Source organism: Micromonospora matsumotoense (assembly GCF_050951065.1).
In the GTDB taxonomy this organism is placed as follows: Bacteria; Actinomycetota; Actinomycetes; order Mycobacteriales; family Micromonosporaceae; genus Micromonospora; species Micromonospora matsumotoensis.
This window is the reverse complement of the sequence record NZ_CP192025.1, coordinates 3,190,663-3,215,796: the sequence shown is the minus strand read 5'-3', so window position 1 is coordinate 3,215,796 and position 25,134 is coordinate 3,190,663. Positions and strand designations below refer to the sequence as shown.

26 protein-coding genes and 1 pseudogene are annotated in these 25,134 nt (G+C 74.0%); 8 read left to right on the top strand and 19 right to left on the bottom strand.

Features of this window, described 5'->3' with window-relative positions; genetic code table 11:
• Positions 1-7: 7 nt before the first annotated feature.
• From ACQP1S_RS14090 to ACQP1S_RS14080, 3 genes are read left to right on the top strand one after another with little or no spacing between them, the layout of a single operon-like run.
• On the top strand, positions 8-1,078 hold the full coding sequence (locus tag ACQP1S_RS14090) for a hypothetical protein (protein WP_432906924.1): 1,071 nt from the start codon (positions 8-10) through the stop codon (positions 1,076-1,078).
• A complete protein-coding gene (locus ACQP1S_RS14085) occupies positions 1,071-3,755 on the top strand; it encodes an FtsK/SpoIIIE domain-containing protein (RefSeq protein WP_432906922.1) in 2,685 nt (894 codons plus the stop codon). Before ACQP1S_RS14090 ends, ACQP1S_RS14085 begins: the two co-directional genes overlap by 8 nt.
• Complete coding sequence (locus tag ACQP1S_RS14080; protein ID WP_432906920.1) at positions 3,752-4,411, top strand: hypothetical protein; 660 nt, start codon at positions 3,752-3,754, stop codon at positions 4,409-4,411. Before ACQP1S_RS14085 ends, ACQP1S_RS14080 begins: the two co-directional genes overlap by 4 nt.
• 84 nt (positions 4,412-4,495) lie before the next feature.
• Here ACQP1S_RS14080 and ACQP1S_RS14075 read toward each other — a convergent pair whose 3' ends face one another.
• The 10 genes from ACQP1S_RS14075 to ACQP1S_RS14030 form a co-directional block, all read right to left on the bottom strand.
• The gene (locus ACQP1S_RS14075; protein WP_432906918.1) at positions 4,496-5,764 is read right to left on the bottom strand and encodes a cupin domain-containing protein; all 1,269 of its coding nucleotides are present in this window, start codon (positions 5,762-5,764) and stop codon (positions 4,496-4,498) included.
• Positions 5,765-5,772: 8 nt separating this feature from the next.
• A complete protein-coding gene (locus ACQP1S_RS14070; protein ID WP_091239370.1) occupies positions 5,773-6,078 on the bottom strand; it encodes a hypothetical protein in 306 nt (101 codons plus the stop codon).
• A 153-nt stretch (positions 6,079-6,231) separates the two neighbouring features.
• A complete protein-coding gene (locus ACQP1S_RS14065; RefSeq protein WP_091239368.1) occupies positions 6,232-6,660 on the bottom strand; it encodes a DUF2267 domain-containing protein in 429 nt (142 codons plus the stop codon).
• 4 nt (positions 6,661-6,664) lie between these two features.
• Positions 6,665-6,856, bottom strand: a complete 192-nt coding sequence (locus tag ACQP1S_RS14060) for a hypothetical protein (RefSeq protein ID WP_091240810.1) — start codon at positions 6,854-6,856, stop codon at positions 6,665-6,667.
• Between the two features lie 528 nt (positions 6,857-7,384).
• Positions 7,385-7,783, bottom strand: a complete 399-nt coding sequence (locus ACQP1S_RS14055; RefSeq protein ID WP_091239366.1) for a TraR/DksA family transcriptional regulator — start codon at positions 7,781-7,783, stop codon at positions 7,385-7,387.
• A 183-nt stretch (positions 7,784-7,966) separates the two neighbouring features.
• Positions 7,967-8,635 (bottom strand): uridine kinase, encoded by a 669-nt coding sequence (locus tag ACQP1S_RS14050; RefSeq protein WP_432906915.1) that lies wholly within the window; start codon positions 8,633-8,635, stop codon positions 7,967-7,969.
• Between the two features lie 24 nt (positions 8,636-8,659).
• On the bottom strand, positions 8,660-9,268 hold the full coding sequence (locus ACQP1S_RS14045) for a winged helix-turn-helix domain-containing protein (RefSeq protein ID WP_091239362.1): 609 nt from the start codon (positions 9,266-9,268) through the stop codon (positions 8,660-8,662).
• Positions 9,269-9,549: 281 nt separating this feature from the next.
• On the bottom strand, positions 9,550-10,140 hold the full coding sequence (locus ACQP1S_RS14040) for a winged helix-turn-helix domain-containing protein (RefSeq protein ID WP_091239360.1): 591 nt from the start codon (positions 10,138-10,140) through the stop codon (positions 9,550-9,552).
• Between the two features lie 51 nt (positions 10,141-10,191).
• Positions 10,192-10,683, bottom strand: coding sequence for a rhodanese-like domain-containing protein (locus ACQP1S_RS14035; RefSeq protein WP_091239357.1), 492 nt, complete (start codon positions 10,681-10,683; stop codon positions 10,192-10,194).
• Between the two features lie 56 nt (positions 10,684-10,739).
• Entirely contained in the window at positions 10,740-11,192 is a 453-nt protein-coding gene (locus tag ACQP1S_RS14030; protein ID WP_357777101.1) for a cysteine dioxygenase, read from the bottom strand.
• 238 nt (positions 11,193-11,430) lie between these two features.
• On the opposite strand from ACQP1S_RS14030, the pseudogene ACQP1S_RS14025 reads away from it, so the two are divergent.
• Positions 11,431-11,661, top strand: a pseudogene (locus tag ACQP1S_RS14025) (ankyrin repeat domain-containing protein); the annotation flags it as partial.
• Between the two features lie 441 nt (positions 11,662-12,102).
• Here the strand turns inward: ACQP1S_RS14025 and ACQP1S_RS14020 are convergent.
• From ACQP1S_RS14020 to ACQP1S_RS13990, 7 genes are all read right to left on the bottom strand, one after another.
• Positions 12,103-12,864 carry a class I SAM-dependent methyltransferase gene (locus tag ACQP1S_RS14020; protein WP_432906912.1) on the bottom strand — a complete coding sequence of 254 codons (762 nt, stop codon included), beginning with the start codon at positions 12,862-12,864 and terminating at the stop codon, positions 12,103-12,105.
• A 148-nt stretch (positions 12,865-13,012) separates the two neighbouring features.
• Positions 13,013-13,474: a DUF2231 domain-containing protein gene (locus ACQP1S_RS14015; RefSeq protein WP_432906910.1), complete on the bottom strand. Its 462-nt coding sequence runs from the start codon at positions 13,472-13,474 to the stop codon at positions 13,013-13,015.
• A 227-nt stretch (positions 13,475-13,701) separates the two neighbouring features.
• Entirely contained in the window at positions 13,702-14,442 is a 741-nt protein-coding gene (locus ACQP1S_RS14010) for a GAF and ANTAR domain-containing protein (RefSeq protein ID WP_432908017.1), read from the bottom strand.
• 173 nt (positions 14,443-14,615) lie between these two features.
• Entirely contained in the window at positions 14,616-16,907 is a 2,292-nt protein-coding gene (gene secA2 / locus ACQP1S_RS14005; protein ID WP_432906908.1) for an accessory Sec system translocase SecA2, read from the bottom strand.
• A gap of 267 nt (positions 16,908-17,174) precedes the next feature.
• Positions 17,175-17,300, bottom strand: coding sequence for a hypothetical protein (locus tag ACQP1S_RS14000; RefSeq protein WP_432906906.1), 126 nt, complete (start codon positions 17,298-17,300; stop codon positions 17,175-17,177).
• Between the two features lie 167 nt (positions 17,301-17,467).
• Positions 17,468-17,653 carry a DUF397 domain-containing protein gene (locus tag ACQP1S_RS13995; protein WP_432908014.1) on the bottom strand — a complete coding sequence of 62 codons (186 nt, stop codon included), beginning with the start codon at positions 17,651-17,653 and terminating at the stop codon, positions 17,468-17,470.
• Positions 17,650-18,417, bottom strand: a complete 768-nt coding sequence (locus ACQP1S_RS13990; RefSeq protein WP_432908011.1) for a DUF5753 domain-containing protein — start codon at positions 18,415-18,417, stop codon at positions 17,650-17,652. Before ACQP1S_RS13990 ends, ACQP1S_RS13995 begins: the two co-directional genes overlap by 4 nt.
• An 817-nt stretch (positions 18,418-19,234) precedes the next feature.
• Here ACQP1S_RS13990 and ACQP1S_RS13985 point away from each other — a divergent pair.
• Positions 19,235-19,498 carry a flavin reductase gene (locus ACQP1S_RS13985; protein ID WP_432906904.1) on the top strand — a complete coding sequence of 88 codons (264 nt, stop codon included), beginning with the start codon at positions 19,235-19,237 and terminating at the stop codon, positions 19,496-19,498.
• A 115-nt stretch (positions 19,499-19,613) separates the two neighbouring features.
• Here ACQP1S_RS13985 and ACQP1S_RS13980 read toward each other — a convergent pair whose 3' ends face one another.
• Complete coding sequence (locus tag ACQP1S_RS13980; RefSeq protein WP_432906902.1) at positions 19,614-20,702, bottom strand: zinc-dependent alcohol dehydrogenase; 1,089 nt, start codon at positions 20,700-20,702, stop codon at positions 19,614-19,616.
• Positions 20,695-21,735, bottom strand: coding sequence for a Gfo/Idh/MocA family protein (locus tag ACQP1S_RS13975; protein ID WP_432906900.1), 1,041 nt, complete (start codon positions 21,733-21,735; stop codon positions 20,695-20,697). The genes ACQP1S_RS13980 and ACQP1S_RS13975 overlap by 8 nt, the downstream gene beginning before the upstream one ends.
• A gap of 308 nt (positions 21,736-22,043) precedes the next feature.
• On the opposite strand from ACQP1S_RS13975, the gene ACQP1S_RS13970 reads away from it, so the two are divergent.
• The 3 genes from ACQP1S_RS13970 (at position 22,044) to ACQP1S_RS13960 (ending at position 25,069) form a co-directional block, all read left to right on the top strand.
• Positions 22,044-22,967, top strand: coding sequence for a glucosyl-3-phosphoglycerate synthase (locus tag ACQP1S_RS13970; RefSeq protein WP_432908008.1), 924 nt, complete (start codon positions 22,044-22,046; stop codon positions 22,965-22,967).
• Positions 22,968-23,070: 103 nt separating this feature from the next.
• Positions 23,071-24,228 carry a glycosyltransferase gene (locus ACQP1S_RS13965; protein WP_091239336.1) on the top strand — a complete coding sequence of 386 codons (1,158 nt, stop codon included), beginning with the start codon at positions 23,071-23,073 and terminating at the stop codon, positions 24,226-24,228.
• A 154-nt stretch (positions 24,229-24,382) separates the two neighbouring features.
• Positions 24,383-25,069: an ATP-binding protein gene (locus tag ACQP1S_RS13960; RefSeq protein ID WP_432906898.1), complete on the top strand. Its 687-nt coding sequence runs from the start codon at positions 24,383-24,385 to the stop codon at positions 25,067-25,069.
• The last annotated feature ends 65 nt before the right edge of the window (positions 25,070-25,134 follow it).

Below are 25,134 nucleotides of genomic sequence, written 5' to 3'. Positions count from 1 at the left end.
GGGCGTCGTGTCCATCATCGAGGACGTCGGAGCCCAGGTACGGGCTGCCGCCGAGGAACTCCCGCTCGCCCAGCTCGCCCTGGCCCTGGAGAAGTTCGGCCAGGCCACCGAGCGGCTGCGCTGGGTACGCCAGGAATCGGCCAACCCGATGGGGGTGCCGGAGCTGGCCGCCGCCACCGAGCATGCCGAGTCGGCCGGGCACGCCCTGCGGGTCGCCCAGGAGCAGCTCTCCGGATATCTGGCCGCGATCGGGTTGGCCCCCGACGGCCCGCCTCCCCCCGGGGCCACCGGTCCCGCGCCGCGTCACGACGGGCCGCGCGGCGAGACCACCGGGCCGGCCGCCCCACCACCGGCCACCGAGGAGGACCCCACCGTCAAGCGCTGGTGGGCGGTCCGGGTGGCCGAGCTGACCGGCGGCCGGGAGGGCCCCGCCGCGCAGCCGGACGAGCGGGTCGCCGACTCCCGGGAGCTGCTGCGTCGGGTGGTCACCGGCATCCGTTCCGGCGACCGGGACCGGCTGCACCGGGAGCTGCGCGCCGCGCACGCCGACGTGGGCCTCGGCCTGGCCGCGATCGCCCCACCGCTGCTGCGCGACCTCGCCGGGGAACTGCTCGGTCATCCGCCCCGCGCCGACGACCTGCCCCGGTTGCGCCGGGAATTGGACGGCCGGGTCCGCGACCTGCTCCCCGGCCTGCCCCCGCCGGTGCTGGACACCCTGCTCACCCGGGTCTGTCGGATGCCCCCGCCACGCCGGGGCGAGGGTGACGACGCGCAACCCCACGCGGCCGATCCCGCGGTCACCGCCGGCGTGCTGACCGGTGTGCTGCTGGCCCGGCTCGGCCGGGAGCTGCCCCGCGAGGAACCCGACCGGCAGCGGGAGCCGGTGCCGCAGCCGGCACCGGAACCCGACCGGTCCCCGCCCCGCCCGCCCACCGACCGTCGCGCCGGGCCGCGCCGGCCCGCGCCGGCCCCGCAACGTCGGCCCGAGCCGAGCCCGCCACCGCGCGTCGAGCCGCCCGCCCCGCGCCCGACGCCGGGCCGGACGAGCCCCTGGGCGAACGGTGGACCCCGTGGCTGATCTGCGTACCCAGTTGGCGGCGCGGGTGCGGGGGATGCTCTCCGAGGCGCTCGGCGTCACCCGTACCCGACTCGGCGCGGCGGAGGCGGAGCTGACCGCCGCCCGGGAGCGGCTGGCCCGGGTCCGGCGGGCCGCCACCACCGTGCCGGCGCGGGTCGGTGCCGAACGCGACCGGCGGCTGGTCGAGATCGACCAGCGACATGCCGCGCGGCTCGCCGAGCTGGCCCGGCGGGCGACCGAGGCCGCCCGCCGGGAGGCTCCCGGTGCGGCCGGCGCGCCGTGGTCCGGCTGGCAGGCCACCCCGGCGGGACGCGGCGAGAGCCCCGGCCCGCTGCGCGTCGGCACCCTACGGGTGCCCGGAGCGGAACCGGTCCCGGCGCTGGTGCCCCTGCTCGACGCCGGCCACGTGCAGCTGGCCGGCGACGACCGGGAGGGCGCCGACGCGGTGGTGTCGGCGCTGCTGCTGCGCGGTGTCGGCCGGGCCGACCCGGGCGCGGTCCGGCTCTACGGCTACGACCCCGAACACCTCGGCGGCGGACTGGCCGGCTTCGCCCCGCTCGGCACCGCGGGGCTGCTCACCTTCGTCGGGCCGGGCGGGCTGGCCCGGCTCCTCGACGATCTCGTGGAGCAGATCCGCCGGATCAACGAGACGGTGCTGGCCGGCGAGTACGGCTCGCTGCGCGCCCTGGCCGTGGCGACCGGCCGACGCCCGGAGCCGTGGCGGGTGGCGGTGCTGCTCGGTGGGGACGAGTTGTCCCGGCACGAACGCGGCCAGCTCGACCGGGTGGTCCGCACCGGCGCGGCCTGCGGGGTGCACCTGGTGGTGCGCGGCATCGACCTGCCGGACGACCCGAGCCTCACCCGGGTCCGCACCGGGCCGGGCGCGGCCCACATCGGTGACCCACCCGGCCCCCCGGTACGCCTCGACCCGCCCCCACCGGCCACCCTGGTCACCGAGACCTGCCGGGAGGTCGCCGCCCGGGTCAACGCCGGCCCGCCACCGACCCCCTTCACCGACCTGCTCCCCCCGCCGGAGCAGATGTGGAAGGACGACTCGGCGCACGGGCTGACCGCCCCGATCGGCGAGGGGCCGCACGGCCGGCCGGTGCTGCTCAACCTGGGCGACTATCCGCCGCACGCGCTGATCGGCGGCCCGTCCGGCACCGGCAAGACCAACCTCATCTTCGCCTGGATCGGCGCGCTGGCCGCCCGCTACTCCCCCGCCGAGCTGGAGTTCTATCTGCTCGACTTCAAGGAGGGGGTGTCCTTCGCCCGGTTCGCCCAGGGCCGCCGCGACCCGAGCTGGCTGCCGCACATGCGGCTGGTCGGGATCAACGTGAACACCGACCGGGAGTTCGGCCTGGCCCTGCTGCGCTTCCTCGCCGAGGAGCTGCGCCGGCGGGCCGACGCGGCCAAGAAACACGAGGTCACCAAGCTGGCCGAGCTGCGGGCGGTGGACCCGACCGGGCACTGGCCCCGGATCGTCGCGGTGGTCGACGAGTTCCAGGCGCTGCTCGCCGGCCGGGACGTGGTGGCCCGGGAGGCCGCCGACCTGCTGGAGGACCTGGCCCGGCGGGGTCGCTCGCAGGGCATCCACCTGGTGCTCGCCTCGCAGGACGTCCGGGGCATCGAGGCGCTGTGGGGACGGCCCGCCCTGGTCGCCCAGTTCACCCTGCGGATCGCGCTGCCCAAGGCGCTGCGCATCCTCGCCGAGCGCAACGACGCCGCGCAGGCGCTGCCCCGGCACCACGCGGTGGTCAACGCCGAGTCGGGGATGACCGAGGGCAACCAGGTGGCCCGCATCCCGTCGGCCAGCGACTGGGAGACCTGGAGCGAGTTGCAGCACCGGCTGTGGCGGATGCGGCCCGCCGACGCCGCCCCGGCGCGGCTCTTCGACGGCGACGCCATTCCCCGGCTCGCCGAGGCCCCCGACTTCCGGGCCCTCGCCCCGCCGCCTGACGATCTCCCGCCGCGCGGCCCGGTCGCCGTACTCGGGGAGATCATCGACGTGCAGTCCCGGTCGGCGGCGCTGCGGTTGCCCCGGGCCCCCGGCCGCAACCTCGCGGTCCTGGGCACCCGGGTCGACGAGGCATGCGCCGTGCTCGACGCCGCCGCCCGCTCGCTGGCCCGGCAGCACCGCCCCGGCAGCGCCCGGTTCTCCATCGCCTGCCTCGACCCGGACGCCGACCCGGCGGCCCGTGCCCTCTACGAGGATCTCGCCGACGACGCCGCCTGGTACGACGAGGAGACCGTCGCCGAGCTGATGGCCGAAACGGCGACCGCGCTGACCCGGCCCGGCACCCCGTCCACCCCGCACTACCTGCTGTTGTTCGCCGTCGATGCGGCGGCCGGCGCGCTAGCGACCGGCTCGCCCGGATCGACCGGGCTGGACCGGCTGCGCCGCATCCTGCACGACGGTCCGGAGCGGCGTACCCATGTGCTGGCCTGGTGGCGGGGGGTGGCCCGGATGCGGGCGGACCTCGGTGGGCCGGCCGCCCGGACCGATCAGATCGGTGCCTGGGTGGCCCTGGACGTGCAGGGCGGCGAGCTGGGCTCGGCGCTCTATCCGGGCTCCGGCGGGCCGGACTGGTACCCGCGTCCGTGGCGGGGACTCTTCTTCGACCGGGCGGTGCACCGCACCGGACAGGTGATCATCCCTTATGGTCCGTCCCGATGAACGAACCGGTCGCCAGTGACACCTACGCCGCCCACGTCCGCCGGCTCGCCGAGCTGACCGGTCGGGTGGCCACCCAGCGGGCCGAGGCGCAGGCCTGGCACGACCAGCAGTGTGCCGCCGCCGAACGGGCCGTGGCCCAGGCCACCGCACAGGTCCGCGACGCCGAGCAGGAGGTCACCGACGCCCGGTCGATGCTGGAGCGGGTCGACACCGAGGTGGGTCATCTCTGGGCCGAGCTGCGCTCCCGGCTGGGCACCCGTCGGCTCGGCGATCCGCCGGGGCCGGCCCGGGAGGTCACCGGCGACCCGGTGCCGCTGCTGCGTGGCGTACGCGAACTGCTGGACCGGACCGGCCAGCGCGGTGAGTTGCCGGGGTCGGTGAACCCGCTGCTCGCCCTCTGCGGGGTGGCCGGGGCGGTCGTCGCGTACGCCCTCGGGGCCGGCGCCCGGGCGGTCGGCCAGCGGTACGGCGGTGACCTGGCGGTGGGGATGCCGGTGCTGGCGCTGGTGGTGACGCTGCTCGGGCCGGTGGCCGGGCTGGCGCCGGCGAAGCGGCTGGCCGACCGCCGGCACGCGCTGCTCGGCCCCCGCCCGCTGGCGATCGTGCTGGCCGCCGGGGTGCTGACCACGGTGCTGCTGCTGGTGTCGACCCGCTGAACCGCCCCGGGGCTCCCGGTCCGACGCGCGCCGAGCGGCGGCTCGGGCCGGGGTGCCCCACGGCGGCACTGCCTCCGGGGCAGCTCAGGCCGGGACGGCGACCGCCTCGCGCAGCAGCCGGCGGGCCAGCACCAGCCGGTCGGCGTCGTCGTCCAGGCCGGGCAGGTCGCCCACCCGCAGACCGGTGGAGCCGAGCAGGGCACGCAGTGCCGGCGCGCACTGGGCGGGCAGGGTGATGGTGCGGTCGGTCAACCGCAGCGCCACCCGGTCGGCGGCGGTGGCGAGCTGCCAGCGCAGCCCTCCCCGGGGTGCGATCCGGCTGTCGGCGGTGAGGCTGGCGAGCGCGGCGGCCTGGGCGAGCGGCCGGATCGGGGCCGGCCGGGCGGCCGGCCAGGCCCGGTCCCGCAGCCGGGCCGCGACGGCGGCCGGATCGGCCCGCAGCAGCCAGGCGCGCAGCGCCTCCACGGTCTCGGTCAGCTCCGGTTCGATGGCGTCGGGGTCGGCGACGTCGGTGCCGAACGGCAGCCCGGCCCGCAGCCGGGGGTCCTCGGCGGCCAGCGCCAGCAGCTCCTCGACCAGGGCGTACCGGGTCAGTGCGCGGATGCCGACGGTCAGGTGCAGCGAGCGGGACTCCTGCGCCTGGGCGCTGTGCAGCCAGCCACGCGGCAGGTAGAGCGCGTCGCCCGGTTCGAGGACCACGTCCAGCGCGGCCGGCCCGTCGGCGGTGGCGGACACCTCGTCGGCCCGGCCACCCCACGGCTGCCGCTCCAATGGGTCGGTCAGCACGGGCGGGTGGATCCGCCAGCGCTTGCGGCCGTCGACCTGGAGCACGAAGACGTCGTGGGTGTCGTAGTGGGTGGCGAAGCCCTGGCTGCCCGGTGGGGTGAGATAGGCGTTGACCTGCAACGGCTGCGTCAGGGCGGTGCCCAGGTCACGGGCGAAGTCGACCAGGGCGGGCCAGAGCCGGTGCAGTCCCTGGAGCACCAGCGTCGCGCCGGCGGCGTACAGCTCCAGGATGCGCTCGTCGAGGACCTGGTCGCCGATTTCCGCGCCCGCGCCGCCACCGCCGGTGAACCGCGCCGTCGGCACCAACTGGCCGTCCCGGGCCACCCGCAGGAACGGGGTACGCAGACCGCGCCGGCTGAGCAGCTCGTCGGCGTCGTCCGGGCTGAGCAGGTCGGTGAACCCGGCGGGGTTGGGCAGCTCGTCGGCGCGGGACAGCAGCGGGGCGCGACCCCAGTGGGCGGCGGCGAACTTGGCCGGTTCGACGCTGACGCACCGTGCCAGGGCCCGCGTCGCGGCCGACGTGACCGCCGGGCGGCCGTGGCCGCCCGGCGGGTCGATGGTCGTCATGCTGCCGGTCAGCGCGCGCTGCCGTCGGCGCCACCGTCGTGCTGACCCGGGGTGGCCCCGCCGTCGGCCGGACCCTCCGCGCCACCATCGGCGCCACCGTCATGCTGACCCGGAGTCGCCCCGCCGTCGGCCGGACCCTCCGCGCCACCATCGGCGCCACCGTCATGCTGACCCGGAGTCGCCCCGCCGTCGGCCGGACCCTCCGCGCCACCGTCGGCGCCACCGTCATGCTGACCCGGGGTCGCGCCACCGTCGGCCGGACCCTCGAGGCCGCCGCCGCTGGTGGTCTGAATGTCGTCGTCGTTCAGTGCCATGGGTGCTCCCTCGGGTGTGCCGCCCCGCCACAGGGCGGGGTCTGTCGTGCGGGTGATACCCCCCACACGATCTTCTCTAACCACACCGTAGACGGCCCGTCCGACGCGCGGGACGGATCGCCGGGCCAGGTCGGGAGAAACACATGACCCGGGTCAGGGAATCAGCCGTTGCAGGTCCCTCGGCATGCCGGCCTTCACGTCCTGCCACTCGCCCTGGGTGACGTGCCGGCGCAGGGCGTCCAGCACCACCTGGGCCACCCGCTGGGGACCACCCTCGACGTCGTACGGGAAGCCCTGCCGGACCTCGTAGAGGAAGTCGTCCCGGTTGAGCTTGACCGGCACGTTCTCCGGCTGCCAACCGTCGAAGTAGATGCCCCGGACCAGCACCGGCAGTTGGGCGGCGAACTCCGCGCACTCCTGCACGGTCATCCGGTCGCGCAGCAGGTGCAGCACCGTGCGCAGCGCCGCGTACGACTGGTTGCGCTGCGCCCGGGGCCACCCGTATGCCTGCTCGATGTCCTTGAGGATCAGGTTGGTCTTGTCCACCGAGGACTCGAACGCCGAGATCAGTTGCTCCGCCATCGGGTCACCCCCCGGCCTTCGGTTCGCCGTCCCACCGCCGGTCGTCGGCGCGTCGGGGCGGCCCCGACGGGCCCCGCCCCTGCCGGGCCGGGCTGCCGCTGCGACCGACCCGCTCCGGTCGGCGGGTGTCCCCACCCGAGCCGACGACGTGCAGCACCGCGCCCCGCCGTGGATCCACCACCACCCGCACCGCCATCTCGGTCACCTCCGTGCCCGTGCTCGGTGTCCCGGCCGCGTATGACGACCGGGGTGTCGTCCCCGGCCGCCTGGCAGGGCCGGGGCATCGTCCCGGCCGCCAGACCGGGCCGGCACCATCGATGCTGCGCGGTGGCGGGGTGAGCCGTCCTCACCCGGACGAGGTGAAAGCCGAACCTCTCGCTGGCCCACCTGTCGCGGTGCGCGTGCCACCGCGCCACCACCAGGTCAGCGGTGGCGGTCAGCACCGGGGGCACCGACCTGCGGTGCCCCCGTGGCGTCCATGGCGACGTACGCCCACCGGTGCGTACGCGGGAACGTCAGGGGTCTCCTCGCGGTCGCCCCCGCCGACCAGGAGGCGTGCCGACACTCGGCGACCGGCGGGGAGGAACGGCAACGCAGCTCGAACCCCCGGCGCGCGCTCCACCGGGGACCCACGCCCGCCCGGTGGAGCGCGGAGACCCGGGTCGGCCGGGTACCCCGGCGGACCCGGGTCCGTGGCGGCCCGGTGGCAGTGGTCGGCGACCGGTCAGGCGGCCCGCCGCTCCCGGTTCTGCTTGCAGGTCACGCAGGCGGTGGCCGAGGGGTAGATCTCCAGCCGCTCCACCGGGATCGGCGCGGTGCAGCCCTCGCAGAAGCCGTAGGTGCCCTCGTCCAACCGGGTCAGGGCGTGCTCGAACTGGGCCCGCCGGTCGAGGATGGTGCGCAGCAGGGACTGGGCGGTGTCCCGCTCGGCGGTCTTGGTGCCGCTGTCGGCCTGGTCGTCGCCGGCGGTGTCGCCGACCTCCACCAGCCGCAGCACCTGGCTCTGCATGACGGCCTGCTCGTACTCCGCGGACAGCTCGTCGTAGCGGGCCCGCAGGGAGGTCCGGATCTGGTCGGCCTCCGCCGTGGTGCGGGCGGTGCCGACGGTGTCGTGGACGAGCATCGCTGCCTGCCTTTCCTGGGACCGGCGTGAGCGCACGGCGCACTCCGGACTCGGACGGCAGGATGAGATCATCCGTGCCGTGTGAGTCCCGCGATTACCCACCCTCCCGGTCCGGTAAACCACCGGACTTCCCGGCCCCGGTGCCCGTTTTTTCCGGTACCCCACGCCGCCTGGCGGCCGGGGTCAACCGGTCGCCTCGTCCCGCTGCACCCACGCCGGGTGGCGGGGGTCGTCGACCCGGACCACCACGTCGGCGAAGGCGGCCGGGACGACCTCGTCGGCATACCGGGCGAAGGCCGGGAGGGTCCACCGCTGCGCCGCATCGGTGCGCCGGGCCAGCGCGGCAGGCGAGAGCACCAGGTGCACGGTGACATCGAACGGCAGGCCCCCACCGAGCAGGAGCGCCCCGCTGACCAGCAGCACCGTGCCCGGCGACAACTCCTGGTAGGCCGCCCGGCTGGCCCGGTCGGCCGCCGCGTCCCAGAGTGACGGCAGCACCCGCCCGGTGCCACCGGGACCGGCCGGGTCGAGCACCTCCCGGCGCAGGCCGGCCTCGTCGGTCCAGCCCTCGTAGTAGGCGTCGGGGTTGGTCCGGCCGAATTCGTAGCGGACGGAGGCGGGCCGGAGGAAGTCCCCGGCACGCAGGTGCAGCGCCGGGCGGCCACGGGCGCGCAGCGGATCGATCAGCGCGGCGGCGAGCCGGTCGGGAGCGGCGGCCGGTGGGCCGTCGACCGCGACCCGCAGATGGGCCGACTGGGCGGACCCGGCGGAGGCAGGCGCGGACGCGGCCGTGAGGAGCCGTTCGGTCAGCTCGGCGACGAGCAGGACGGGCGAGATCGGACGGACGCGCATTCATCCATGGTGCCCTGCGCGTCGTCAGCCGGTCCGGTCGACGGTGACCCGGGCGTCGTCGGCGAGCCGGTAGCCCACCCCGTAGACCGTGGTGACCAGCGGGACGTCGATGCCGACCTTGCCGCGCAACCGACGGACGTGCACGTCCACCGTGCGCACCCCGGCGTGCTCGTAGCCCCACACGGCGTTGAGTAGTTGCAGCCGGGTGAACACCCGACGGGGGTGGGCCACCAGGTGCAGCAGCAGATCGAACTCCAGTCGGGTCAGCGGCAGCGGCTCGCCGTCGCGCAGCACCGAACGGGAGGACGCCAGGATGTGCAGCATCGGGATGGTGGCCGCGAGGGACCGACCCGGGGACCGGCCGGCCGGGACCTGGTCAGGTCGCCGCTCGGCGGGGACGCCGGTGGTGGTGATGGTGCCCTCCCCCCGTTCCAGCATCTCCCGGGCCGCCTCCAACAGCCGGCGGGCCGGCGCGGTGAGCGACTCCTCACTGGCCAGTGGGATGGACAGGGTCACCGTGAGCACGGGGGTGACGCCGTTGGCCGGGCGGCGCTGTCCGCCGGGGGGCCGACCCGGAACCGAGGGTTGGGACGTATGCCATCCGGCGCGCGACGATGCGGGGCTGACCGACATGGTCCTCCTAGGGCTGGTCCGGGTATCTCCCACGGCCCGGGACGCCGCTGCATCGATGCTTCCCGGCCCCTGGACGAGGGTCAAGGGGCGACCGCGTTGCATGAATGTGACAATTGACGAACAGTTCGCAGCCGAGCCCTCGCTCTGTGTACGAGCCAGATGATTACAGCAGAAGGGCGGAAGTGCCCCGGTACGGGGGGTGCCTGCCCGTCGGGGCACGGCCGGCACGACGCGACGCACCCGCTCGGACGAGCCGGGTGCGTCGCGAATTGGTCCGACGATCAGCGGAACCGGTCGACCCGCACCCTCACCTCGTCGGCGAGCCGGTAGCCCACTCCGTACACGGTGGTCACCAGGGGGGCGTCCGCGCCGAGCTTGGCGCGCAGCCGGCGGACGTGCACGTCCACGGTACGGGCGACGGCGTGTTCGTATCCCCAGACGCTGGCGAGCAACTGGAGCCGGGTGAAGACCCGGTGCGGGTGCTCGGCGAGGAAGAGCAGCAGGTCGAACTCGATGCGGGTGAGCGGGATGTCCCGGTCGCCCTGGCGCACCACCCGGGTGCCGGCGAGGATCCACAGGGTCGCCGGATCGTCGCCGGCCGGTGTCGGCTCCCCGGCAGCCGGCGTCGGGCGCGGGGTCGGCACCGACGACAGCAGGCGTGGCGCGGTCGGCTCGCTCAGCCGGACCGCCCCCTCCCCCGTCTCGACCAGTTCGCCGAGCAGGTCGACCAGGCGGGCCAGCCGGGGCGTCAGCGGCCCGGCGGTCAGGTCGAGGGTGATGGTCAGCGACGGCGTGGACCGGGGCCGACCCGGTGCCACCCGGTCGGGGCGGCCCGGCGGGTGCGGACGCGCGGTGAGGGTGACGAGGGACATGGGAGCCTCCTGTGTGGCGGTGCGTCCGCCACGCCCGGTGGGGCGCGACGGTCAGTGCGGCGTCCGGCCGGCGGTCACCGGCGGCGCGAGGGACGGGACACGGTGCGACGGCGTCGGCCCCAGGGTCGGCAGGCCGGCGATCCGCCAGGCGACGAAGCCGCCCACCACGTCGGTGGCGCGGCGCAGCCCGAGGTCCTGCAACGCGGCCGCGGCCAACGACGAGGTGTAGCCCTCCTGGCAGATCACCAGCACCGGCAGGTCGTAGCCGACCGCCTCGGGCAGCCGGGCCGGACAGCGCGGGTCGAGTCGCCACTCCAGCACGTTGCGTTCGATGACCAGAGCACCCGGTACGGTGCCGTGGGCGGCCCGCTGGGCGGCCGGCCGGATGTCGACCATCAGCGACCCACCCCGGTGGGCCAGGTGCGCCTGCTCGGGGTCGAGCCGACGCAGTCGGGTGCGGGCCTCGGCGAGGATCTCGTCGATGCCGCGCGAACCCGGTGGCGGGGCCGGACAACTCTCGGTACGGGTGGGGTGCTGCGGCATCGTCGCGGTCCTTCCATGGGCGAGCCGGCGGGCGGGCGGAACGGGAACGGGCAGTGTCACCAGGAGACGCCGGCCAGGGCGACCTCGGCGACCTGGAGTCGGCCGTCGACGAGGCGGTACTGGGTCATGTGGCGCAGCGCGGGCCGGTAGACGTGCACGCTGACCGCCGGCTGGTCACCACGGTTGGTCACCACGTGCACGTGGCGGGGGCCGAACCGACGCCCGGCCCCGGCGGCGAGGCGGTGCGGTCGTAGTCGTCCACCGGAGACCGTCTGTTCGGTCAGTTCCCCGGCGACGACCAGGAAGGCCCCGGATGAGCCGCCGTGATCGTGCAGGTCGGTGCCCTGGCCGGGCAGCCAACTCAGCGCCCAGACCTCGTGGTCGTCGGCCGAGGCGAGCCGGGCGTACCAGCGCTCGGCGCGGTCGAAGCGCAGCGGCACCGCCCAGGTGGTCGGGTCGGTGTACCGACCCGCGACGGCGAGCAGGTCGGTGGCGTGGATGCTGGTCATGGTCACTCCCGTAGTGATGCGTCCCGCACCACTCTAGACTTTAAAGCCTATAGGTTTAGTAGGTAATACCGCATGATGGGACGCGCGATGCGGAGGTGGCCACCGCCGGTCGCCGCCGGTGTGGCGAGTCCCCTGCCCAGCCGGCCCCTGCCGACCGCGCTACCGCCCGCACCCGGACATCTAGGCTGGACCGGTGACCGAGAAGTTCGACGCCGAAGCGCTGGCCTTCGCCCACCGGATGTTCGACCTGGCCCGGACGGGCGAGGCCGCCGAACTCGGCGGCTACGTCGATGCCGGCCTGCCGGTGAACATGACCAACGACAAGGGCGACACACTGCTCATCCTGGCCGCCTACCACGCCCACCCGGAGACTGTGACGGCGTTGCTGGCCCGGGGCGCGGACCACACCCGGGTCAACGACCGGGGGCAGACCGCGCTCGCCGCGGCGGTGTTCCGACGCAACGCCGAGACGGTACGGGCACTGCTCGACGCCGGAGCCGACCCGGAGCACGGCACGCCGTCGGCGGTGGAGACGGCCCGCTTCTTCGACCTGCCGGAGATGCGCACCCTGCTCGCCGCCGCTGACCCGCCACCGACCCGGCCCGACGCCGGGCGGGACCCATCCGCCCGGAGCAGGCCGACGCGCTCCAGCGCGGCCCGACCGGCCAGTCTTGATCCACTCACCTGGGCCGATGTTGCGGCATCCGGTCGCCGGAATACCGCAACATCGGCCCCCCTGAGTGGATCTTGTCGTCATCGACCAGGCGGCAGCCGAATGCTCGGCCCGGCCGATCCACCGGCTCCGGCTTCGACTCCACCACCCGACGGCGCTCGACCGCTTGCCGTGCGCTCCGGGAGGCCGCGCGGCCAGCTCCACCCACTCGTCCCATCCGGCTGGCCCGGCCCGGGGCTACGCAGCCGGCTTGACCGCCTCGATCAGGAAGCGTCGGGAATGGGCGACGAACACGCCCTCGGCCCGGATCAGGCGGTGCAGCCGTTCCAGCTGTGGCCGGTGACGGTCCACGTCGAAGTCCGGCACGGTCCAGACCACCTTGCGCAGGAACCAGACCACCGCACCGATGTCGTGGAACTCCGCCCGGAGGGTGGCCTGCTCGAGGCGTACCACGTCGAGGTTGGCGGCCCGGGCGGCGGCCACCGCCTGGGCGGTGTGCCGGGTGGTCGGCGGTGGTAGCGGCCCCAGCACCGCCTCGCTCAGCTCGCGCATGGTGCCGGCGCCGATCTGCTGGGACAGGTAACGACCGCCGGGCCGCAGCACCCGGGCGATCTCCGCCCACCAGGTGTCCACCGGGTGCCGGCTGGTGACCAGGTCGAAGGCGGCGTCCCGGAACGGCAGGCGGGAGCCGGGGCCGACCTGGACCACCCGGCCGTCGAGCCGACGCAACGTCCGCCGGGCGACCGCGACGTTCGGCGGCCACGCCTCGGTGGCGACCAGCAGCGGGGGCGGCTGCGGCACCTCGGCGAGCACCTCACCGCCGCCGGTGTCGATGTCCAGCGCCGCCCCGACCCCCGCCATCCGGGTAGCCACCTGGCGGGCGTAACCCCACGGCGGACGTTCCTCGATGGCCCGGCCGTCCAGCCAGTCGAAACCCCAGCCGTCGACGGGGGCCGCCGCCGCCTCGGCGATCAACTCGGCGCAGCTCCGATCGACCATCCGCCCACCCTGCGGCACCGGCCCCCGACCGGCAACCCGATTACCGGCAAGCAATGATCCACATCAGGTCGCACCACGGCGGGTTGCCGGGACGGGGAAACCGCTGCGTCGGCCCACTTGTGATCCGTCGGCAGAGGGCGGATGGCGGTCAGGGGACGGGACGGAGGATCTCCACGGTGGAGCCGGCGGGGACACCGTCGAGGGCGTCGAAGCCGGTGGGCTCCCGACGGCCGGACTCGAACTGGCGCATCAGCCGGGCACCGAGCCCGACGCCGACCGCGCCGACCATCAGCGCGACCAGCTCGGTCACCAGCAGCATGCCGGTCGCGCCACGCTGTGGGGCGTCCGCCCGGACCAGGCAGGCCAGCAGGAAGAGCGCGGCCATGCCCGCGTTGACCATGTTGAAAGTGATCATGGTACGACGGTGCGGCCCGGGGCGTACGTCCCACAGGTCGATCATGCCGGCCACGCCGGCGAGCCCGGCGGCCATCAGGGCGGCGATCGACGTCCAGTAGCCGACCTCGCCGAGGAAGGCCGGACCGCCCGCCACATGGGCGAGGTCGAAGACGGTGGCACTGACGAAGAGCCCGAACGGGAACGTCACCAGCATCGGTTGGATGGGATGCCCCTGCACCCTCAGGCGGCTCTCCATCGGTTCCTCCCCAGGATCGGCTCAGCTCACCAGCCCAGGGTGCTACCCGGGGGCCGGTTCGGCGAAACGGTCGGGTCGGGATTCGCGGGGCCGGGGAGAAACGACACCGGTCGACACGCCGTGAGGCAGCGACAGCAGGCAGCGAGGGACGGGCGGCGAGGGACGGGCAGGCGGTGGCGGTCGGGTCAGGACTCGCGGGGACGGGACACGGTGGTGACCAACCGCTCCGCCACCTCCCGCAGCGGGATGTCCAGCGAGGACGCCGCGCTGCGCAGCACGGCCAGGGCCTCCGGCGCCGGGCAGCCCCGCTGCGTCATGATCACCCCGACGGCCTGACCGACCACGTTCTCGCCCAGCAGCGCGCCGTCGCGTTCGCTGGCCCGCTCGGCCCGTCTGGCCCGGTCCCGGACGGCGGCCAGCAGCAACCCCGCATGCTCGGCGAGCAGCATCGCGGTGAGCTGGTGCCGGGTGCCCAGCGTGCCGGCCCGGCCGGCGTACAGGTTGATCGCGCCGATCGCCTGCTCGTCGACGTCCACCGGGGCGGAGATCACCCCGCCGACGCCGAGCCGTCGGGCGCGGTCGGTCCAGGCCGACCAACGGTCCTCGGCGGTCAGATCCCCCGCGATGATCATCTCGCGGCGGCGGATCGCGCTCAGGGCAGGGGACTCCACCCCGTGGCCCAGGTCGTCCAGCTCCGCCAGTCGGGGGTCGGAGGCGGCCATTCCGGCAGGTTCCCCGGCCCGCAGGGCGGTGAACCCGCACCAGAGCACCCCCGGTACGGCGTCCCCGGCGATCCGGACCAGTTCGGTCAGCGCCTCGTCGAAGTCGTCGACCGCGATCAGCCCGGCGGTCAATTCCCGCAGCAGGGCGGCCGTCTCCAGTACCCCGAGCGTGTCGATCGTCGGCCCCCGCATGTCCAGGTTCACCGGGCCGCAGGCCCCGTGTCGCACCTGCCCGCCACCGGCGTCGTTGCCTGTGTCATCGTCGTGATCTCTCCCCGAGTCGTGGGCCCCGGGCTACTACCCGCGCAAAACCGGATCGAAACCGGGTAAAGGAACCCCTCCGGCGCACGATCGGGCCGGAGAGGTTCCTGGCCCGCTCAGCGGGCTGCGGCGAGCCGGCGACCGACCGAGGCGATCAGCCGGTCCAGCTCCGAGCCGAACGGGTTGTCGTGCACCAGGTACGTCCAGGTGGCGCTCGGCCGGACCAGCTTGGCGGCGTCCGGCTCCCAGTCCTCGTCGAACTCGGTCTCCTCGAAGGTGGCGAGGGTCCGCGTCTCGATCTCCGGGATGAGGTTGGTGAACGCCGGCACCGCCGCCCGGTGGAACTCGTCCAGCGGGTCGAGCCGGCCCAGCGCCCGCAGGTGCACGCCCTCGCGCACCTCGGACAGCTCGGCCAGGTGCTCCGCCCAGAGCCGGTCGGTGTGATAGAGGGCGATCGACCGGGCCACCCGGGCCAGCAGGTCCTCGTCCATCTCGCCGGCCTTGTCCGGCATCCGGTCGAGCAGCATCAGCGCGGCCACGTCGGAGGTCAGCAGCCGCTCCCGGCGCTCGGCCAGGGCGATCCGCTGCTGCTCGATGACCACGCTGTAGCGCCAGGTGTTGCGGTGGATCTCGTGGTTGACGCCCTCGGCGACCCGCTGGGCGTGCTCCACCGCGTAGTCGACCTGCTCGTCGGTGACCAGGCCGTCGGCGTTCATCCGGGGCGAGGCCGGGATGGTGTCGCCGGCGTGCCGGACGACCAGGTCGTCCTCCAGGCTGGTGAAGAAGACCGAGCCGCCCGGGTCGCCCTGCCGGCCGGCCCGACCACGCAGCTGGTCGTCGACCCGGCGGCTGTCGTGCCGGCCGCTGCCGATGACGTAGAGCCCGCCCAGCTCGGCCACCCGTTCCTGGTCGACCTGCTCGCTGCCGCCGAGCCGGATGTCCACGCCCCGGCCGGCCATCTGGGTGGAGACGGTCACCGCGCCGTACGCGCCGGCCTCGGCGATGATCGCCGCTTCCTCGTCGTCGTTCTTGGCGTTGAGCACCACGCACGGCACCCCGGCGGAGCGCAGGCCGGCGGCGAGCCCCTCGGACTCCTTCACGTCGAGCGTGCCGACCAGCACCGGACGGCCCGCCTCGTGGCAGCGCCGGATCTCGTCGATCAGCGCCTCCTCCTTCTCGGCCCGGGTCGCATAGATCCGGTCCGGCTCGTCCTCACGGACGCAGGGGGTGTTCGGCGGGATCACCGCCACCTCGAGGCCGAAGAACTCCCGGAGCTGGTCACCGACCAGCACCGCGGTCGCCGTCATGCCGCACAGCTTGGGATAGAGGCCGATGTACGCCTGCACGGCGATGGTGCCCAGCACCTCACCCTCGGCGGTGGCGTCCAGGCCCTCCTTCGCCTCGACCGCGGCCTGAAGGCCGTCGGGCCAGCGGCGGCGCTGGGCGACCCGGCCACGCATCTCGTCGATCAGCTCCACCGAACCGTCGCGCACGATGTAGTCGACGTCGCGGTGCAGCAGGGAGTGCGCGTGCAGCGCCACGTTCACCGCGGAGAGCTGCCCGACGTGCTCGGTGTCGTACAGGTCGATGTCGCCCAGCTTGGCCTCGACGGCGGCCAGGCCCTCGGTGGTGAAGGCGACGCTGCGGCCGTCGTCGGCGACCGTGTAGTGCTTGCCCTTGCGCAGGCCACGCACCAGCGCGGCGCTGGCGTGCACCGGGTCCTGCTCGCCGGTGACGGAGCCGGCCAGCACCATCGGCACCCGGGCCTCGTCGATCAGGATCGAGTCGGCCTCGTCGACGATCGCGGTGGCCAGCGGCGGCTGGACCCGGTCGGCGATGTCCGTGACGAGCTGGTCGCGGAGGAAGTCGAAGCCGGCCTCGCTGACCGAGACGTAGGTGACGTCGCAGCCGTACGCCGTCCGGCGCTCGGCCGGGGTGGACGCCTCGTTGACCCAGCCCACGGTCAGCCCGAGCAGCTGATAGACCGGCGTCATCCACTCGGCGTCCCGGCGGGCCAGGTAGTCGTTGACGGTGAGCACGTGCACCGGGCCGTTGCCCAGCCGGACGTGTCCGTAGGCGGCGACGGTGGCGGTCAGCGTCTTGCCCTCACCGGTGGCCATCTCGGCGACCTTGCCGGACAGCAGCGCCATCGCGCCGAGCAGCTGCACGTCGTACGGTCGCTGGTCGAGACCACGCTGGGCGGCCTCGCGGCCGACCGCGCAGATCTCGGCGTATTCCGTGGCCGCACCGGCGGCCTCGGTCAGCGCGGCGTCGTCGAGCGCCGACAGCTCTTCCTCACGCGCGGCGATCCGCGGCAGCAGCTTCTCCAGCGGAGCCAGGTCGACCGTCGTCCCCGGGCGCTGGAGGAACCGGCGGAACCTGCTCTTCAACCGTTGCGACACACCCATGAGCGGCAACGGTACGCGAACCCGGACGGAAAATGCTGCCCGGTCCACCCGACGCGGGCCTGATGTCCGATTTCCGGCCCATCTGAGCAGGTCAACGAGGGGATGCCGGTCAGCCTGCCGAAACTCGGGTGACAGCGGTTGGCGATGGTACGGACTGGCAACCGTCGATCGCACACGAACAGACCAGGCTTACCGTCCCCACGCGGAGTCACCGGAACATCCGCGCGCTGTTGCCAGAGAGATGACCTGAATCGCGTTCATTTTCGGTCAGCCGATGGGGACCTCGTTGGAGCGGGATTCGAGGGTGGCGAGGGTGACGAGGGTGACCGAGTCCAAGGCGATCCGGCTGGCCGCCCGCGGGTCCCGGTCCGACGTCGCCCGATACCGGATCACCCCGCATACACGGGGGAACAGACTTCTTGAGCTGGTTCGCCGTAGATCAGCTTCTCGGATCTACTTCACTCTGCCGCACGGCCTCACTCCTGCTGGCAGATGACTGCGCGAGGTGCAAGCCCATCACGGCAAGGCGCGCCGCCGAATCCCAGCAGCATCCGTGACAGCTACCGGGACGCCTTGGCGAAGTCGACGAAGCCCCGCCACGCCGCCGGAGCGAACGCGAGCAGCCCGCCGTCACGGTTCTTGGTGTCCCGCACCAGGACGACACCGGGAAGGTTGCCCGCGACCTCGACACAGTTGCCGCCGTTGCCGCCGCTCTTCGTGCTCTTGTGCCACCGCGCAGCGGTCAGGTCCATGATGCAGCCGCTTCTCTCAGGAGATCCAAGGTCCGTCCACGAGGGAGCGCCTCCCCACGGATACGCTCCCACCGCCGCTCAAGGTTAACAAGGTCAGAGGGCTTGTCCAGAATCTGCGCCTGCGCCGGACCATCGACGTGCGCCACTCTCGCCCCCTCCGGAAGGTCGGCGATGACGAACGGCCCGTCGAGCCCCGGGTAGCTCGGCGCGTCCGCCGGGACGACGTGCAACTGCACGTTCGGCAACTCGGCGCAGGCGAGGAGGTGCCCGAGCTGGGCTGCCATGAGCGCCCGGCTGCCACCGACCCGTCGACGCAGGACGCCCTCGTCCAGGACGGCGACCAGCAGAGGGCTGCGCTCACGGTGCAGGATCGCCTGTCGGCTGAGCCGCGCGTCGGTCAGGTCGTCCATCATCTCGGCCGTCAGCGTTCCGCCGGCCAGCGTCGCCCGCGCGTACGCCTCGGTCTGGAGCAGGCCGGGCACCCAGGCCAGCTCAAAAGCCCGTAAAGTCGTGGCCTCCCGCTCGATGTCGACCCAGGGCCGGAACCAGACCGGCTCGCGCCGCTTGACGATGTCCGGCCAGAGGGCATCGACATCTCGCTCCAGCAGTTCTGCGACGGTGGCCCGGTGGCGGCTCTGCGGAATGTGCCCAGGATTTGCCCACCGGGCAACGGTCTTGGGGTGCAGACCGAGCTTGCCCGCGAGACTCTCGGCCGTGTAGCCCGCCTCGGTGATCGCCTTGACAAATGCATGATTCATGCCGATTTCCTCCCCGAACAAAGCAACCGTCCGAAAGAGATAACACAACGCTGTGTGATTGTCTAGCAACCCTCGGCAAGGTGAGTGGCAGGACGACGCTGCCGCTCCGGTCCCGCACCAGCGGTCGCGCCCGTCGGGTGGGGCCGTTCGAGAGGGGCGGGCGGCCCCACCCTCCACACCGTCGAGGGACAGGACGCCACCATGCCGAAGGACGACCGACCGAAGCCCGCGCCGAACCCGGGCAACCCGGCGCCGACACCTCCCCCACCGCCCGCGCCGCCGATCGTGCCCGGTCCGATCGGCCCGTTCATCCCGCCCTACCGGGGACCGGGCCGAATGATCAACGTCGCTCCGCCGGCACAGTGGATCACCGGCCGGAACCGGGGGCCGGCGCGATGAGACATCGCCCGATCAGGCCGGGCGACCTGCTGCACCTGACCCGCGCCGCCTCACCCCAGTTCACCAGGCCCATCACCGTACGGGCCATCCGCGAGCTGGTCGACCAGCACACGTACGACGGATGGGTGTGGATCACCGCGTACCAGCTGAGCGCCGCCGGGGACGCGGTCCGACACCGCGAGCTGTACCTCCGACGCGACGGCCTGCGCTGGTTGACCGCGATGCCGGCGACCCGCCGCGCCGACCCCCCGTCCCCGACCCGACGCCCGCCAGCACCGACCCGACGCCCGCCAGCACCGGCAGCACCGCCAGGACCGACAGCACCCCTAGGACCGCCAGGACCGGCAGCGCCTCGGCCGCGCCGGCAGGGCGCGGGGAGAGCGACGCCACCCCCGTGCCGACCACCTGCGATGTTCTCGTGACCAGCCCTCTGCCGGGCCGACACACCCCCTTGCGGCCGACCTGGCTCTGCCGGATCGACGCCCACCCCTGGCCCTGCGGCCCGGCCAAACTCGCCCTGCTCAGCGAGTACGCCGACAACCAAGCCGAACTGCTCGACCTCCTGGCGGCAATGAAGGACGAGGCGGAACAGCACCTGACCTCACTCGACAGTGACCGCCACACCGACCTGACCCGCCGTTTCCTGGCCTGGCCGCCACCAGCCGCCCCTTCACCGCGGTGATCAAGAGATTTACGTCAGAAAGCCGTTCCACCATGACGTAAACCTCTTGATCACCGGGGCGGGGCGGGGCGGGGCGGGGCGAGGCGAGGCGAGGGCGGGGCGGGGGCAGGGGGTGTCAGGGGGTGAGGATGACCTGGAGTTCCTGGCGGCGGCGTGCGGCCAGGTCGGTGAGGAGGGTGGGCGCCTCCGCGAACGGGACCACGGCGGAGATCAGGTGTTTGCGGATCAGGTCGCCGTGCCACCGCAGCAGGTCGATCGTCTCGGCGGAGAGCCGTTCCCGGTCCCAGGTGGGGGCGAGGCCACGGGGCACCCGGCCGATCTGGGCGCAGCGCAGCGACAGCCCGTTGTGGTGGAACTCCTCGCCGAGCCGGACCGCGTCCGCGCCGCCCTGGTAGAACGCCAGGTCGATCACGGTGCCCTGGGGTCGCAGCAGGCGCAGCGCGAGGTGCAGCGCCCAGTCCTGGCCCCGGCACTGGAACACCACGTCGGCACCCCGGTCCCCGGCGCTGTGGTGCCACCGGGTCTTGAGCACCACGGCGGGATCGTCGGCGTCCGGGTCCAGGGTCTCCAGGCCGAGTGCCTCGGCGACCTGCCGGCGCTGCGGCGTCGGGTCGACCACCACCACCGAGGCCGCGCCGTGCTGCCGGGCGAACAGGGCGGTGAGCAGGGCCACCACGCCACTGCCGACCACCGCGACCCGCCGGCCGCGCACCCCGTCGCCGAGCGAGCGGACATCGGTGCCACACAGGTCGGCGGCGGCGTGCAGCAGCCCGTTGGCGCAGATCGGCCCCATGTGGGCCACGTAGACGCCGAGCAAGGGATCGAGATCGTCGGGCAGCGGCACGAACCGTTCGGCCAACGGGTCGGCGACGTACCCGGTGCGGTGGCCGTACGTCATCGCGCCGACGGTGCCGACGGCGATCGCCGGGGTACGGCTCTGCACCACCTCACCGACCTGCATGTAGCCGAGCCGGTTCACCGGGTACGGGGTGCTGGCCGCCCCGGGCCGGAACAGGCCGAGGCCGGTGTCGAAGGTGACGTTGAGGTAAGGGTTGGTGCCCTTGACGAAGCTCAGCTCGGTGCCGGCGGAGATCCCGCTGTGGCGGGTCCGCACCCGGATCATGCCGTCGCGCAGCTCACCGGCCTCCTGCTCGGCCAGCTCGACCCGCCCGGGGCCGGTGACCACCACCACCGTGTCACGCATCGGCGGCCACCCCCGCCGGCACGCCGACGGGCCGGACGCCGCCGACCACCGGCGTCAGCGCGGCCGGGCCGGTGGGCAGGGTGATGCGGCGGCCGGTGCGGGCGCTCTGCGCGACCGCGATCGCCAGTCGCTGGGTGCGCAACGCCTCCGCGTACGGCACCCGGATGTCGTCACCGACGCCGGTGACCGCGTCGACGAAGGCGCGGTCGACGGCGATCCGGGCGTCCTCCGGGTCGGCCGGCAGGTGCCGTTCCCCGTCGGCGTCGCGGATGGTCAGGCCGTCCTCGGCCAGCGACATGGCCAGCCCGTCGGCGAGGATCTCCAGGCCGGCGCGGTGCTTCCAGCCCAGCACGCAGGCGGCGGCGAGGGTGCCCACCGCCCCGTCGGCGAAGCGCAGCGTGGCGGCGGTCACCGAGTCGATGTCGGCACCCTCGACCGGCGGCGGGCTGCCGTCGCCGTACGCGGTCACCTCGACGACCTCACCGACCAGCGCGCGGATCAGGTCCAGCACGTGGGCGGCCTGCTCGACGACCGGGCCGCCGGAGCGGTCCCGCACCGCCCACCAGGCCACCGGGGGCACCTTGTCCAGCCAGGCGCCGTTGACCATCCGGACCGGACGGTCAGCGAGCAGTTGCCGGGCCTGCGCCACCACGTGCAGGTAACGCCAGTGGTGGCCGACGGCGGTGAGCAGCCCCTTCTCCTGGACCAGGGCGGCGATCCGCTCGGCGGTGTCCAGGTCGACCGCGACCGGCTTCTCCACGAACATCGGCACGCCGGCCGCGATCACGGCCTCCTCCACCGGCCCGTGCGCGAACGGGGGCACGCACACGTAGACGGCGTCCGGGCCGGCGGCCAGCAGCTCGTCGACGTCGGCGCAGACGCGCGCGGAGTGCGCGGCGGCCAGTTCCGCCGCGGCGTCCCGGTTCACGTCGGTGACACCGAGCAACTCCACGTCCGCGAAACTCCCCAGCACGCGGGCGTGACGTTGCGCCACCCCGCCGGCCCCGACCAGCCCCACCCGGCACGTACGCATTCCCTCGGCCCTCTCGACGCGGTCACGACCAACGCCGTCAGCACTCCCCCCGCCGGGGTGGGGCGAAACCCGGGGCCGCCCGCAACACAGCGTTCACGTGCCGGGAACCGGCCGGTGGAGCGATGTGATCAAGCTGTTAGGGATTATCCGGTTAGCGGCTGTACGGGGGTGGGAAAACCAAGTTCGGGTTTTCCGCCACGGATCTGGGGGGTTTGCCAGTGCGGGATACAGAACCGACCGTCTCACCTGTCGTCGAGGCGTGGGCCACCTATCGGACGACGTCGGCGCAGGACTGGCCCACGCGACGGCTGATGAGGGCGAAGGGGGAGAACCGGGTCAGCGTGGTGCTACCCGCCCGCAACGAGGAAGCCACCGTCGGGGCGATCGTCGCGACGATCCGGGAACACCTGATGGACCGGGTTCCCCTGGTCGACGAGCTGATCGTGGTGGACTCCCGGTCGACCGACCGGACCGCCCAGGTGGCCCGGGCCGCCGGCGCGGAGGTGGTCGGTCAGGACGAGATGACCCGGGGCCTGCCCCGGCTGACCGGCAAGGGCGACGCGCTCTGGGCCGGCCTGGCCGCCGCCGAGGGCGACGTCGTCGCATTCGTCGACGCCGACCTGCGGGAGTTCCGGCCGCACTTCGTGACCGGTCTGATCGGCCCGCTGCTGGTCGATCCGTCGGTCGAGTTCGTCAAGGGCTTCTACCACCGGCCGCTGGTGGGAGCGACCAGCGTGGAGACCGACGGCGGCGGGCGGGTGACGGAGCTGATGGCCCGACCACTGCTGAACCTGTTCTGGCCGGAACTGGCCGGCTTCGTGCAACCCCTGGCGGGCGAGTACGCCGGCCGCCGCGAGGTGCTGGAGCGGGTGCCGTTCGTCACCGGCTACGGGGTCGAGACGGCCATGCTGATCGACCTGCTGGAACTGGTCGGTCTGGACGCGTTGGCCCAGGTGGACCTGGGTGAACGCAAGCACCGGCACCAGGACACCGCAGCCCTGGGCCGGATGTCCGCGCAGATCATGCACACCGCCTGGACGCGGTTGCAGCGACGGGGCTGGGCCGCCCCGGGCACCAACCCGGGAACCGTCCTGACCCAGTTCCGCCGGGGTGGCTCGGAGGCGCTGCCGAATCTCGACCGGGAGATCGTCGTCAACGACGTCTCGGTGCAGGAACGTCCACCCCTGGCCGAGCTACGGCCCCGGCTGCCGCGCCGGCGGGTGGCCGCGTGACGCCGCGGAGCGCGCCGACCCGACGGCCCCCGCAACAGTGCCGCCCGACGAGTGGATGGCTGCCCGCCCGGGACTCCGGCCGTCCCGAGAGGAATTCCCGATCATGAGCCTCACCGTGCTGATGAACGCCGGCCCGTGGCTGTCCGTGCCACCCCCCGGCTACGGCGGCATCGAGAACGTCATCGCCACCCTGGTGCCCGAGCTGCGCCGGCTCGGGGTGAAGGTGGTGCTGGCCTCGGTGGGGTCGAGCACCCTGCCGGTGGACGAGAAGTTCTCGGTCTACGACGACGGGCAGTTCGCGGCGCTGCAACGGCCCTACAACCAGGTGTGCGGGGTGTCCCAGGCGCACCTGGCCGGGGTGGTCCGGCAGGTGCACGGCCGGGCCGACATCGACCTGGTGCACGACCACGTGGAGGCGGTCGGGCTGGCCACCCTCGCGGCGATGGGGCCGGCCGCCCCACCGGTGCTGCACACCCTGCACTGGGATCTGGCCAAGCACCCCGAGCTGTACGGCAACCTCGACGCCGGGGCACGGGTCCGGGTCAACGGGGTCTCCGCCGCCCAGTTGGCCCGCGCGCCCCGGGCGCTGCGGGCACACTCGGTCGGGCACGTGCACCTGTCCACCCCGCTCGCCGTGCACGCCGACCGGGCGCCCCGGCCGGAGAAGGGCGACTACACGATCATTCTGGGCCGGATCAACCCGGGCAAGGGTCAGGACGTCGGCGCCCGGCTGGCCCGGCGTACCGGGGTGCCGCTGGTGCTGGCCGGCCCGGTCGGGCCGTACCACCGGCCGGCGGACCTGGCCGCGGCGGGCGAGGAGGCCCGGCAGAACCCGGACGTGCGGTTCTTCTACGACCAGGTCGCCCCGCACATCGACGGGGACGTGGTCCGCTGGGTGGGCACGGTGGCCGGCCGGGAGCGCGACGACCTGCTGGCCGGGGCGCGGGCGTCGCTGTTCCCGCTGCGCTGGGAGGAGCCCGGTGGGACCGCCGTGGTGGAGTCGCTGGCGTTGGGCACGCCGGTGGTGGCGACCGGCCGGGGCTGCCTGCCCGAGCTGATCGCGCACGGGCGCACCGGTCTGCTCACCGACGACGAGGAGGAGCTGGGTGAGCTGCTGCTGGCGGCGCGCCGGCTCGATCCGGACGAGTGCCGGCGGGAGGCCGCCGAGCGGTTCACCCCGGCGGTGATGGCGCAGCGGTACGTCACCCTCTACGAGACGGTCCGCGCCGCGGCCCGGACGCCGCAGCTCCAGGCCGCCTGAGCCGAGCGGACCCCTCCGGGCCCGGACCGTCCTGGTCCGGGCCCGGTTTCGTCCCGCCGGGCTGCGGGTACCTGGCGGTTCTGCCCAGCACCGCGAGCGAATCGAGGGGCCGATGGCCAGCCGGATAACCTGCGAGGTCCACGACGAGTCACCCGTGACCGTCGTACGCCTCGCCGGCGCGCTCGACCTGGGCACCATGCGCGCCGTGCACACCGTGCTGGACCGCTGCCTGACCACCCAGCCGGACGCGCTGGTGGTCGACCTGGGCGGGGTGACCGTCGCCGACCGGTTGGCGCTGTCGGTCTTCGCCGCCACCGCCCGGCAGGCCGCCGACTGGCCGGCCGTGCCGGTGGTGCTCTGCTCTCCCCCGCCGGACGTCGCGGCCTGGCTGGCCCTCTCCACCACCTGCCGGGTGGTGCCGGTGCGGCAGGACTGCGCCGAGGCGACCCGGTTGGCCGGGGCGGCCGCCGCACCCCGGTTGCGGGCCCGGTTGGAGCCGGTGGCGGGGGCCTGCCGGCGGGCCCGGGAGCTGGTCGGTGACGCCTGCTCCCGGTGGAACGTGCCGCACCTGGTGGAGCCGGCGTCGCTGGTGCTCAGTGAGCTGGTCGGCAACGTGGTGCGACACGCCCATACCCCGATGCGGATCACGCTGACCCTGCACCAGCCGTACCTGCGGGTGGCGGTCGCCGACGGCAGTCGGACGGCGGCGCGCGCGGGCAGCCCGAGCCTGGCGGCCGAGGGGGGCCGGGGGCTGCTGCTGATCCGGGAGATGGCGCAGCGTTGGGGCAGCTCCCCGCTGACCGACGGCAAGGTGGTTTGGGCACTCCTGCCCGCGAATTGACCGAAATTCCCTCTCTCGCCTGGTTACATGGGCGGAGGGACGGGTAGTCGCGCCCGTCCTTTCTG